Source organism: Flavobacterium sp. MK4S-17, from assembly GCF_009848495.1.
Classification (GTDB): Bacteria; Bacteroidota; Bacteroidia; order Flavobacteriales; family Flavobacteriaceae; genus Flavobacterium.
This window is the reverse complement of sequence record NZ_WWEP01000008.1, coordinates 1-13501: the sequence shown is the minus strand read 5'-3', so window position 1 is coordinate 13501 and position 13501 is coordinate 1. Positions and strand designations below refer to the sequence as shown.

At 40.2% G+C, this 13501-nt stretch carries 10 protein-coding genes; 9 read left to right on the top strand and 1 reads right to left on the bottom strand.

The window, feature by feature from the left end; translation table 11 throughout:
• Window positions 1–5 precede the first annotated feature (5 nt).
• Entirely contained in the window at window positions 6–719 is a 714-nt protein-coding gene (locus tag GSF09_RS03265) for a pyridoxine 5'-phosphate synthase (protein ID WP_159799509.1), read from the bottom strand.
• Between the two features lie 99 nt (window positions 720–818).
• On the opposite strand from GSF09_RS03265, the gene GSF09_RS03260 reads away from it, so the two are divergent.
• From GSF09_RS03260 to GSF09_RS03220, 9 genes are all read left to right on the top strand, one after another.
• Window positions 819–1478, top strand: a complete 660-nt coding sequence (locus GSF09_RS03260; protein ID WP_159799508.1) for a CBS domain-containing protein — start codon at window positions 819–821, stop codon at window positions 1476–1478.
• Between the two features lie 7 nt (window positions 1479–1485).
• Window positions 1486–2367, top strand: a complete 882-nt coding sequence (locus tag GSF09_RS03255; protein WP_159799507.1) for an NAD kinase — start codon at window positions 1486–1488, stop codon at window positions 2365–2367.
• Between the two features lie 151 nt (window positions 2368–2518).
• The gene (locus GSF09_RS03250; RefSeq protein WP_159799506.1) at window positions 2519–3205 is read left to right on the top strand and encodes a DUF6089 family protein; all 687 of its coding nucleotides are present in this window, start codon (window positions 2519–2521) and stop codon (window positions 3203–3205) included.
• Between the two features lie 3 nt (window positions 3206–3208).
• Window positions 3209–3949, top strand: coding sequence for an isoprenyl transferase (locus tag GSF09_RS03245; RefSeq protein WP_159799505.1), 741 nt, complete (start codon window positions 3209–3211; stop codon window positions 3947–3949).
• Complete coding sequence (bamA, locus tag GSF09_RS03240) at window positions 3882–6590, top strand: outer membrane protein assembly factor BamA (RefSeq protein ID WP_201309326.1); 2709 nt, start codon at window positions 3882–3884, stop codon at window positions 6588–6590. Before GSF09_RS03245 ends, bamA begins: the two co-directional genes overlap by 68 nt.
• Before the next feature lie 37 nt (window positions 6591–6627).
• On the top strand, window positions 6628–7764 hold the full coding sequence (locus tag GSF09_RS03235) for an OmpH family outer membrane protein (RefSeq protein ID WP_159799503.1): 1137 nt from the start codon (window positions 6628–6630) through the stop codon (window positions 7762–7764).
• Between the two features lie 16 nt (window positions 7765–7780).
• Window positions 7781–8290, top strand: a complete 510-nt coding sequence (locus tag GSF09_RS03230; RefSeq protein ID WP_159799502.1) for an OmpH family outer membrane protein — start codon at window positions 7781–7783, stop codon at window positions 8288–8290.
• Window positions 8291–8357: 67 nt separating this feature from the next.
• Window positions 8358–9140 carry a glutamate racemase gene (murI, locus tag GSF09_RS03225; RefSeq protein ID WP_159799501.1) on the top strand — a complete coding sequence of 261 codons (783 nt, stop codon included), beginning with the start codon at window positions 8358–8360 and terminating at the stop codon, window positions 9138–9140.
• A 157-nt stretch (window positions 9141–9297) separates the two neighbouring features.
• Window positions 9298–13501: fibronectin type III domain-containing protein (locus GSF09_RS03220; RefSeq protein WP_159799500.1), on the top strand; the 4204-nt coding region annotated here is incomplete at its 3' end.

The window sequence follows — 13501 nt, the reverse complement described above, 5'->3', positions numbered from 1 at the left end:
AGTTTTTACTTTAATTTTTGCAGATACATATTCACCACATTCTCCAGCCCCAGGTATATTGACTCGGATATAAGCGCATGCCCTATGGATACTTCCAGCAGGTTTGGAATGTTTTCCCTGAAGTATTTAATGTTATCAAGGCTAAGGTCGTGCCCTGCATTAACACCCAACCCCAGTTGCCCTGCAAGCACTGCCGACTCTGCATAAGGCTTAACACCTTCTTTATTTCCTTTGGAATATTCATGTGCAAAAGCCTCGGTATATAATTCAATTCTGTCAGTTCCGGTTTCTTTTGCTCCTTCCACCATGTTTAAAACGGGATCAACAAAGATAGAGGTACGGATTCCGTTGCTCTTAAATTCCTGTATTACTTCCTGTAAAAAACTTTTATGCTTTACCGTATCCCACCCTGCGTTTGATGTTATTGCATCATCTGCATCAGGAACCAGTGTTACCTGTGTGGGCTTAACTTCAAGCACAAGGTCTATAAACTTTTTTACCGGGTTGCCTTCAATGTTGTATTCCGTATAAACTACCGGAACAAGGTCGCGTGCATCCTGGTAACGGATGTGCCTTTCATCAGGCCTGGGGTGTATGGTTACTCCCTGCGCGCCAAACTTCTGTACATCAGCAGCTACTTTAAGCAAATCAGGTACGTTTCCGCCACGTGAATTACGCAGCGTTGCTATTTTATTTATGTTTACACTAAGTTTTGTCATATCTTTGTTAAAGTAACGTTATACCGCAAAAATACAAAGTAAAACCTGTAGCATTGTCCTTATTTTTGATTATTTTGCATACTGATAACACTCTTGCTTATGATTGACATTAACGATTTTATCAGCAACGATATAAAACCTTTACGAACTACCGATTCTGTTGCCACAGCGCAGGATCTTTTTGCCGAATATCCTTTTTCTCATTTTCCTGTACTGGAAAATGGCACCTATATAGGCAGCGCAGGTTCTGAAGATACCGAGCTGATGGAAATCGAAAAAAAGCTGGGGGATATGCGCTACAGTTTTGAGCGATTTTATGTAAGGGACACCAGTATATGGCTGGACGTGCTGGAGGTTTTTGCAAAAAACGAAACCAATATTTTACCCGTTCTTGACAAGGATAATAAATATTTAGGCTATTATGAAATGGCCGATGTTATAAAGGCATTTCACGAAACGCCTTTTATGAAAGAGCACGGCGGTATACTGGTGGTTCAAAAAGGCGTAATGGACTACACGCTTAGCGAGGTGGCACAAATAGTAGAGAGTAATAATGGGAAGCTGCTGGGCATGTTCATTTCGGAAGTAGTGGATGACAAAGTACAGGTAACGGTTAAAATAAGCCTTGGCGGGCTCAGCGAAATAATACAGACATTCCGAAGGTATGATTATGAAATTATATCGGAACACCAGGAAGATGCCTACCTGAACACGCTAAAAGACCGTTCGGATTACCTTGACAAATACCTGAACATATAACCCTGCCATGAAAATTGCTGTTTACGGACAATATTATAAAGAGAATACCGAAGAAATAATAAAAAGCCTTTCGGCTGTTTTCAGGCAGCACCGGCCGGAAGTACTATTTGAGTCAAACTTTTACAAGGTTTTAAAAGACTATAAGCTTTTAGAGGGTGATTATCCTTTATTTACAAATCACGAAGAGCTTGAAGGGGTAAATATGTTTATAAGCATTGGCGGAGACGGTACCATGCTGAGGGCTGCTACCTATGTGCGCGACAAAGGCATACCGGTGCTGGGCATAAATGCCGGCAGGCTGGGCTTTTTGGCAACCGTACAGCAGGAAAATATTGAAAGCCTTTTACCACTTGTATTCGAAAACAGGTACAAACTTTCGCCCCGCTCCCTCCTCACCATTGATTATAAAGGAAAACACAGGGAAAATGAAGACCTTGACTTTGCGCTTAATGAAATTACCGTAAGCCGCAAGGACACTACCTCCATGATAACCATTGAAACAAAACTTAACGGCGACCACCTGAATTCATACTGGGCAGACGGGCTTATAATTTCTACGCCCACAGGTTCTACAGGATACTCATTAAGCTGTGGCGGGCCAGTACTGATGCCCGAAGTTAACAGCCTTGTTATAACACCCATAGCACCACACAACCTTAATGCACGGCCACTTGTAATTCCTGACGATACCGAAATTGAGCTAAGCGTTTCCAGCCGCGAGGAGCAACACCTTGTTTCGTTGGATTCCCGCATAATTTCTGTTGATGTGGAAACCGTGCTTTGCATAAAAAAAACAGATTTTAAAATAAATCTTGTTGAGTTTCCTCAGGAAAAATTTCTTGACACCCTTCGTAAAAAACTGCTTTGGGGTGAGGACAAAAGAAATTAATTTTTCATTTTCGGCAGCAGCCATATACTACACTGCCGTATATTTCGTTTTCACAACTGTATAAGTATAATTTCAACATTTATAATTGTAAATTATTTCAATTTGGGTAATTAGAAATCTATATTGTTATATTTGCACCCAATTTCATGTAATGAAGAGGATTTTTTTTGTTTTATTATTAACCGTAATTTCCTTTAGCGCAAAGGCCCAGATAAATGAAGTAGGGGTTTTTGCCGGGGGCAGCAACTATATAGGCGATATTGGCCCTACAGATTATATAGCCCCCGAAAAACTGGCTTTGGGAATATTATATAAATGGAACAGGAGTCCGAGGCATTCATACAGGGCATCGTTTACCTATGCCAAAATCAGTTCGGCTGATGCCGATTCGGACGTTACGGGCAGGAAGCAGCGAGGCTATGAATTTGAGAATACCCTGAAAGAATTATCTTTAGGACTTGAATTTAATTTTTTTGACTTTAACCTCCATGAAGACGATCTTAAAATTACGCCTTATGTGTATGGAGGGTTAAGTTATTTTTGGTATGACGATATGTATATTGACAATGTAAACGGCAGGACATATAACAGGGGAAATGAAAGTGCACTGGCCATACCGATGACGGTAGGGATAAAAACCAATGCGCTTAAAAACTTTGTAATTGGCTTTGAAATAGGCGCAAGATATACTTTTACCGATAACCTTGACGGCAGCAACCCGAAAGATGTGGATGAAAGCCTTAGGTTTGGCAACCTTGACAGTGAAGACTGGTATGTTTTTACAGGCTTAACACTTACCTATACTTTTGGCGAAAAACCCTGCTATTGCTCAGAATAATATATGGACAGAAAGATTACCATAAATACCGAAAAACTGCCTCGCCATATAGCTATTATAATGGACGGCAACGGGCGTTGGGCAAAGCAAAAAGGAATGCTTAGGGCTTTTGGCCATGAAAATGGTACAAAATCTGTGCGCGAAACTGTGGAGGCGTGTGCAAAGCTGGGTATAGAAAACCTTACATTATATGCATTTTCCACCGAAAACTGGAACAGGCCCAAACTGGAGGTTGATACCCTTATGAAGCTTCTTGTAAGCTCGCTTAAAAAAGAGCTTCCTACTTTAAAGGAAAACAATATAAGGCTTAATACCATTGGCAATACCAACATGCTTCCTGAAAACGCACAGAGAGAGCTTGCCGATGTAATACAGCAAACAAAACAAAACACACGAATGGTGCTAACCCTTGCCCTTAGCTACGGCTCCAGGGAAGAGATAATAAGCGCCATTAGGCATATAAGCGAAAAAGTTAAAAATAACCAATTACAAACAGCTGATATAAATGAGCAGGTACTGGCACAGCACCTTTACACCCATAACCTGCCCGATGTTGACCTTGTTATAAGAACAAGCGGCGAACAACGCATTAGCAATTTCCTTTTATGGCAGATAGCTTATGCAGAGTTTTATTTTACCGAAGTTTTATGGCCGGATTTCAGGGAAAAAGATTTAAATGAGGCAATTATCAGTTATCAAAACAGAGAACGTAGATTTGGAAAAACCAGTGAACAAATTAAATAAACCACTAATGCTTCAAAGAAGTATTACATTATTTTTCAGTATTATATTGCTAGGCGCAGCAAATGTTGCCAAAGCTCAGGAAAACGGAGGGCTTGAAGCCGGAAAAGAATATATACTTGCCGACATTACCGTATCAGGCAAAATGAGTTATAACGAGCAAACCGTTATTACTTTTACAGGCCTTGAAAAAGGCCAGGTAATACACGTGCCCGGTGAGGAAATAAGTATAGCCATTAAAAAGTTATGGAAACTGGGGCTTTTTAATGACATAAATTTTTATGCTACAAAAATTGAGGGCGACAGTATTTATCTTGAATTAAGCATAAATGAGCTGCCGAAATTAAGCGATGTAAAAATTCAGGGTGTAAGAAAGGGAAAACGCGAGGGCCTTATAAAAGATACCCAGCTTACCCTGGGCAAAGTGGTTAATGAAAACCTTATTACCACTACTAGGAATTATATAGAAAACAAATATAAAAAGGATGGCTATTACAATACCAAAGTAGCCATTAATGTAATTCCTGACAGTACTAATACCGTAAAAATGGTGGTTAATATTGATAAAGGCAAAAAAGTAAGGATAAGCAGCATTGACTTTGAAGGCAATTCCCAACTGACTGACGGACAATTAAGGAAAGCCATGAAAAAAACCAAGGAAAAAAGCTTCCTTAACCCTCTGCGCATTTTTAAGCCTTCCAAATTTATTGCTGATAAATACAAAGAAGACCTCAATAACATTATAAATAAATACAAAGAAAAAGGCTATCGCGACGCACGTGTACTATCTGACACCGTAGTATATAACCCTAAAAAGAATACAGTAGCTATTGACATAAAGGTTGAAGAAGGCCGCAAATATTACTTTGGCGATATACGCTTTTTAGGAAACTCTGTATATAACAACCAGCAGCTTAACCAGGTATTGGGTATTAAAAAAGGTGAGGTATATAATGGTGTAATGCTTCAAAAAAGGATTGCCGACCCTACCAAACCAGACGGGCAGGACCTTACCAACCTTTACCAGAATAATGGTTACCTGTTTTCTAACATTAATGCTGTAGAGGTTAGGACAGCCAATGATACAATTGACTTTGAAATAAGGATTTCAGAAGGGCCTATAGCCTACTTTAACCATGTTACTGTGGTGGGTAATGATAAAACCAATGACCATGTAATATACCGTGAACTTAATACAAGGCCGGGACAAAGATGGAACAGGGAAGAAATTTACAACACCATCAGGGAACTTGGTGCATTAGGTTTCTTTGACCCTGAAACTATACGCCCTGACGTTAAAAATGCCGACCCTTCTACAGGAAACGTTGATGTGGAATGGCACGTAACCGAAAAAGGCTCCAGCCAGATACAGCTCCAGGGTGGTTATGGCGGCGGCGGCTTTATTGGTACGCTTGGCTTATCATTCAGCAACTTCTCAGCCCGGAACATCTTTAATAAAAAAGCCTACAGGCCAATCCCTATGGGCGACGGGCAAAAGCTATCGTTGCAGTTACAGGGTAGCACCTATTTCCAAACCTACAGCCTTTCATTCACAGAGCCGTGGTTTGGAGGAAAACGGCCGATACAGCTATTCTCGTCAGTATCGCACAGTAAACAGTTTTTATATAACTTCCAGAGCAGGGATGTTGACAGGTCGCGCAGCTTTACCATATCATCCGTATCGTTTGGTGTAGCAAAAAGGTTAAGGGAACCGGATTATTTTATGAAATTATCCCACTCGTTAACATTTCAGTATTATGCGCTAAGTAATTATAATACAGGATTGTTTACCTTTGGAGATGGAACATCAAGGAACCTTGCCTACACAATTGAGCTGACAAGGGATAACAGATACGGAGGCTTTATTTACCCAACAAACGGTTCGGTATTTACAGTAAGCTTCAGGACAACCTTCCCTTATTCACTAGTTAATGGTGTAGATTATGGCAGCCTGGGCGATAAAAAAGAGTACAAGCTGAAAGATGCAAACGGCAACTATTTATCAGAAGTGCCTTCGGCATCCAACCCTAACCCAAGCGTAGTAGATGATTACAGGGATGCAGCAGCAGACGCTTCGAAAGTGGACCAGGAAAGGTTTAACTGGCTGGAGTATTATAAAGTTAAATTTAAGGCCGATAATTATACCCGTATTTATGACAAGCTTGTATTGCGCTCGTTAGGTGAATTTGGTTTCATGGGGGCTTATGATTCAGAGCGTGGCCTGGTACCTTTTGAAAGGTTTTATCTGGGTGGTGACGGACTTGCCAACTATGCACTGGATGGCCGGGAGGTTATACAGCTAAGGGGCTACCCTAACCAGTCATTAACACCGGTAGATGCAGATGGCACACAGATTGGTGCAACAATTTATAACAAGTTCTCGTTAGAGTTACGTTACCCAATAACATTAAAGCCGCAGGCTTCAATATATGCGTTAACATTTCTTGATGCAGGTGCATCATACGACAGGTTTAAAAATTATAACCCATTCCAGCTTAAACGTTCTGCAGGGTTTGGCTTAAGGGTATTTATGCCTGCCTTTGGTTTACTGGGTATTGACTTTGGGCACGGGTTTGACCCGCTGCCGGGGCAAACGCAAAAGAACGGATGGGAAACGCACTTTATTATTGGCCAGCAGTTTTAAAAAAACTGGCATGATATTTTCTAATACGTTATTAGTTATGAAAAAATACTTTTTGGTTTTTCTTACCGTTTTTGCAGCCGTAGCGGCCACAGCCCAGTCCAGGGGCTTAAAGATTGCGTATATAGATATGGAATACATTCTTGATAAAGTTCCTGATTATGCGGACTCAAAAAACCAATTGGAGCAAAAGGCACAAAAATGGAAGCAGGAGATAGACGTTAAGAGGAATGAAATAAATAAATTAAGGGAAAGCCTAAGTGCAGAAAAAAGCCTTTTAACCAAAGAGCTTTTAGAAGAGCGTGAAGAGGAAATTGCCTTTATGGAAAAAGACCTGCTGGACTACCAGGAGAAAAGGTTTGGCCCAAAAGGCGACCTTATTAGCCAAAAGGCTGTTTTGGTAAAGCCGATACAGGATCAGGTTTTTAATATAATCCAAGACCTTTCTGAGCAGAGGAAATATGATTTTGTATTTGATAAATCGTCTGACCTTACCATGCTTTTTGCTGCAAAAAAACATGATATAAGCGAACTTGTTGTAAATAGGCTCACCAGGGCTGCCAACCGTGAAAAACTAAGCAGCAAAGAAGTTAAAAAACTGGAAGAACTGGAGGAAAAAGAAGAAAGGGAAACTAACCCTGAGTATGTGGACAGGCAGAAAAGACTTGAAGAGAGAAGGGCCGAAAGACAAAAGCTAATAGACCAGCGAAATGCCGACAGGGAAGCCAAAAGACAGGAAGCACTTGACAAGAGGGAAAAATTAAGGCAGGAAAGAGAAGCCAGGAGAAATGGCACCAGTGTCCCGGAAAATAATAACGATACACCGGCACAGGACGACCTTAATTCTGAAGATGATGCTCCTGCAACAGCAAACCGTGCAGCAACAACCGGTGGAGGAAAAACAGAGGAAGGCGATAACGCCCGTGAAGGTAAAACTACTGCAAACGACAGCCCTGACAATACTGATTTTAAAACTATTGACAAGAGTGCGGCAGCAGAGCAGGCCAAGCAGGATAGGGATGATAAAATTGCCGCGCGAAAAAAAGCGATAGAAGAAAGAAAACAAAAAATACTGGCTGACAGAGAGGCTGCAAAAAAAGCAAGGGAAGAAAAAAGAAATGCCAATAAAGAGCCAGAACAAAAAGAACAGGACGAAGAAAACAAAAACGAAAATTAATTAAATAACTTAAATGATGAAACGATTGAAATCTTTATTAATTGCTGCAATGTTAATTATAGGTGCAAGCCAGGCTGTATCGGCTCAGGCTAAGGTTGCCCATATTGATGTACAGGCACTTATGAGTGCTATGCCGGAAATGAAAACAGCTAAAGCCCAGCTTGAAAAGCTTACACAGTCTTACGACAGCGAGTACTCAACAATGGTTGAAGAATACAGGAACAAAATAAAAAAATATGACCAGGAAGCAGCTACAGTAACCGATGCGGTAAATGAAACACGCTCTAAAGAAGTACAGGATTTACAGCAAAGGATACAACTATACCAGCAAAATGCTTCAAAAGAGCTTCAGCAAAAACAAGAGGATATTGTTAAGCCTATCATGGAGAAATCTATAGCTGCAATTAAAAAAGTGGCAAAAGCAAAAGGATACCAGTATGTGCTTGACTCTACTGTGGGCAGCGGAGTACTTGTAGCAGACGGCCCGGATTTAATGGCTGACGTTAAAAAAGAATTAGGATTTTAATTCCCGATATAATAACATACAAAAAACGGCTCTTATTCAAGAGCCGTTTTTTATTATATTTGCTGCAATGGATAAAAGCAGTAATCCCATAGGTTTATTCGATTCGGGTGTGGGCGGCACTTCTATTTGGAAAGAAATACACAGCCTCCTTCCCGATGAAGATACCATTTACCTTGCCGATAGCAGGAATGCCCCCTACGGGCAGAAAACCAAAGAGGAGATTATTGAATTAAGCTTTAAAAACACCGAATTTTTACTGGAGCAAAACTGCAAAATAATTGTTGTGGCCTGCAATACTGCCACAACAAATGCTATAAAAGAACTACGTAGTAAATATAGTGTGCCCTTTATTGGCATTGAGCCGGCAATTAAACCGGCAGCCATGCGTACTAAAACGCAAACTATAGGTATACTGGCTACAAAAGGCACACTTAACAGTGAACTATTCCATAAAGCTGTACTCACTTATTCTAATATCAATATTATAGAACAGGTGGGCTTTGGGCTTGTAAGCCTTATAGAGGATGGCAAACTGGAATCTGCCGAAATGACTAATTTGCTTGGGGAATACTTAACCCCTATGATTAAAGCCAATATAGATTACCTGGTGCTTGGCTGCAGCCATTATCCTTATCTTGTACCGCAGATAAAAAAAATACTCCCTGACAGTATTAAAATAATTGATTCCGGAGAGGCGGTGGCCAAACAAACACAAAAAGTACTTGAAGAATATAAGCTGTTAAACAAATCCGGAAAAAAAGGCCGGCAGGTATTTTATACCAATTCCAACCCTGCGGTGCTTCAAAATATTCTTGACAATAAATATGAAGCAGAAAAAATGGATTTTTGACTTAAAATCCAAGCTTAATAAATCCTATAATTTTAATAATTATAAAACCCAAATTTAAAATTAAGATAACATATATTTGTCGGAATACATGTTAAAATAATTTCTATATTTGGCTTCCATAAAACCAACTTACAATTAACCTCCCAAAAAGAAGCTTATGAGCTACAACTACTTAGCAGCAAAAATCTGTCTTGCAAAAAAAAGCAGTGCACTACAGATTTTATTTTTTTTTACAGCATTATTTTATGCCACAAGCGGCCTTGCCCAATGTGATGCCCCTACCGGGATAGCACTGGTAAAAGCAACAGAATATAATGCTACCATAACATTCAATTCGCAGGGTTCCGATTTTATTGTTGAATACGGCCCACTTAATTTTATTCCGGGCACGGGTGCAACAGCAGGCACCAATGGTACAATAATTACCACACAAAACAATTTACCCGAACTAACCGAATTAACATCAGCTACAACTTATGATGTTTATGTGCGCCGCGTGTGCAATGGTACTACTTTTAGTACCAATACCGCAAGGTTAACATTCCGCACGGCTGCCTGTGGCCCGGTTAACCTTGCTGCTAACAGCTTTTTTGAATTTTTTCAATCAGGCTCAACTTTTGGTAGTTGTAACGTTGTACAGCAGCCTAACATAAATTCAAATTGGTCTGTAACCTATTCTACAGTATTTGGAAGTGATGTAGCTAATTATAATACTATTAACAACCAGGGAGGTGCCGGCAATGCCTGGTTTATTACCAGGGGCATAGACATGGTTGCAGGCACTATATATCATATAAGCTATTATTATGCTAATTCAGGCACCAGCCAAGAAAAAATGAAAGTAGCCCTTGACAGGGCTCCCGACCATAGCGTAATGAATACTGTAATAGCAGACCATAATAACATCATTACGCAGGATGTTACCTTAAATGATATCTTTTATACCGCAACAGAAACAGGTACTTTTTATTTAGGGTTCAATGGATATTCAAATGAAAACTTTAACTCCAGCATTATGCTTGACAATATCAGGGTAGAGGTGCTTCCTTGCGACCCTGCCCCAACAGGCATAAACATTACCAATATAACACATAATTCGGCAAGATTTGAAGTTACATTCAACACTCCTGGCGAATTTCAGTTAGTGTTGGGCCTGGAAGGTTTCACTCCTTTTGTATCTCCTTCAGTAGCAGTACCAATATTAAACAATGCAAACAATTATACTTTTACTGCCAATAATCTTCAGCCGGGAGTTACTTATGATGTTTATGCCAGAAGAAAATGCGGAGGCACTATAGATAATCCTGTTAACAGCGAGTTTACTGAAAAAATAACCTTTACAACCCCGGAGGCTCCACCGTGCCCACCTTCAAGCCTGCCCTATACCATAAACTTTGATTCTGCGCAGCCTTATATGCCGGAGTGTACCAAAGAAGAAACAGTTGGCGAGGGGACTGGCTGGGTAACCAAGTATATAGTAGCTACCGATAATGATGTTTTAAACATTTACCATGGTAGCGGCACAGTAGCCGACCAAGCCTGGTTTTTTACTAATGGTGTAAACCTTACTGCCGGCCAAACCTATTATATAAATTATAAATCATGGGTGGGTGTAAGCTATCCTGAAAAACTAAGGATATGGGCAGGAACATCTCAAACTGTGGCAGGCATGACAGAAACCATTGCTACTTATGAGAATATAATAAATACCCAGGCACAAACCAATACTGAATACTTTGTACCTGAAACCAGTGGTGTTTATTATTTTGGTTTTGAAGCCTTTTCAACAGCAAACAATGGTGACCTTTATATAGACGATGTTGTAATTAACTTATATACCTGCCCTGCGCCTTCTGCTGTAAGCTTGGAGTACCTTAGCAATAACTGGATAAGGCTGTATCATGGCGGCGCATCATCAAACGGAAATTATTTGATTATTGAATATGGCCCGGTAGGGTTTAATCCCGGTACAGGGACAACAGCAGGTGTAAATGGCACAATTATAACAGTTACATCCACCAGTTCAACTACCATAATTGAAAACCTTACTCCGGAGACATCTTATGATTTGTACGTTCGCCGTGTGTGTATGAGCCCATTTGTAAGCCTTAACTCACAAAAATTAAATTTCACAACGCCTCCGGCATGTACCGCAATTACTGATATAACAGTTGAACCGGAAAATTTTTCTGCAACAGTTTACATATCCGGCAATCCTTATGGCTCTATATATTTAGAGTATGGCCCGCAAGGCTTTACACCGGGAACAGGAAGTACTGCCGGTGAAGGTACATTAGAATATGTAGGTTCATCAACCCCTACACTTTTTGAAATTGAAAATTTAATGGAAGGTGTTACTTATGATGTATATGTGAGAAGGGCATGTAGTCCTGTAACTTTTAGTGCTAATATTTTAACCACCTTTACAACTTTAGGTACCTATTGCGCACCGGTTTCAGTACCTTATACAGAGGACTTTGAAACCGCGGTTTTACCCTCGGCACCGGTTTGTACAAAAATAGTAACGCCCACAGGTAATAATAGTTGGGTAACAGCTTATAATCCCGGAAGCGGATTTACATCTATAGCTTTGCGTTATACTGCCAGTATATTTACCAATGCCAACACCTACTTTATTACCAAAGGTATAAACTTGAACGCCGGTACTATGTATAAAATAACATATAGATACGGTAATAATAGCAGCACTGATACAGAAAAACTTAAGGTATACTATGGTAATTTACCTAATGCAGAATCAATGACCACAGTTTTGGCCGACCACAGCCAAATTAACCAGGGGTATGCTTCATATGGCCAGATTTATTTTACGCCACCATCCACAGGAGTATATTATTTCGGTTTCCAGGCCTATTCATATGCTGATGAAAACCGTTTGTACCTGGATGATATTAGTGTAGTTGAAGCCAATATTACCTGTAATGCACCAACAGCAGTTGCAGCCACACCACAATCAGCTACATCTGCAAGTGTTAGCTTTACATCCGGCGGTAATAACTTTATTATTGAATACGGCCCTACAGGCTTTACCCCGGGCTCAGGTAATATTGCAGGCAGTGGTGGAACCATTGTAACCGCAACAAGCTCTCCAAAGCTGCTTACCGGGCTTACAGGAAATACAAATTATGATGTTTATGTGCGCCAGGTATGTGCCGGGCCTTCTTATAGTGTCAACTCTGTTAAAGCATCATTTACAACACCTGTTACACCACCAACAGGATGTACAGAAGACATTTATGGGCAATATCCTGAGTTTACATTTATGCCAAATTGTACAGGCAGTAACGAACTAATAGCGAATGATGCCTGGGCCAGCGAATATACCGAAGTTGCCATTCAAAGTAATAAACAATATACATTTACCAGTTCTGTAAGCACAGACTTTATTACTATAACAAATGCATCAGGTTCACAAATATATGGTGTAGGGCAAACTCCGTTTGTATGGTCATCCGGCAACAACACTGGTACTATACGCTATTATATCCATAGTAATGCGTTTTGCGGCTTCCAAAACTCAAACAGGTCAAAATATATTAAATGTGCTTCAGGTGGCTCTACAGCCTGCGCTTCGCCTTCCGCATTAACTGTAAGCAATATTACTTCAAATTCTGTAACGCTTTCATGGACTGAACCTGCCAGCTTGCCATCTACAGGATACCAGTTTTATACATCGCAAACCAATACTGCTCCGCTTGATGATGTTGTACTGACAGGCAATATTGCAGAAGACTCAGCTATTATAATCAACTCACTTAGCAGCAATACTACTTATTATTTCTGGATACGCTCTATATGTGGTACTACAGCGGGCAGTTGGGTTTCAGGCGGCAGCTTTACCACAAACGCTTCCTTTAACTGTAACGGGGCAAGTTATGGCCTGTATCCTGAAAACACCTTTACGCCGGCATGTACGGGCAATAATGAAGTTATTGCTAATAACTCATGGGCAGGAGAATTCTCAAAAGTTAATATTATACCTAACAGGCAATATACTTTCTCCAGTTCTGTAAGTTCAGATTATATTACTATAACCAATGAGGCAGGAACAGTGGCATTGGCTTCAGGGCCTTCACCTTTAGTATGGTATTCTACAACAAACAGCGGAGTAGTAAGATATTTCCTTAATTCCAACTCATCATGCGGAACACAACAGTCAAGCCGTACAAGGTACCTGAAATGTTCTTCGGTAGCGGGAACAGAGGAGTTTGAAGCAGGATTTACAATTTATCCAAATCCGTTTGATAATGTAATAAGCATCAGCAACAGCCAGTCTATTTTAATAAATAAGGTAGAAATTACAGATTTAAACGGAAGGACTGTAAAGAGCATAACTCTTA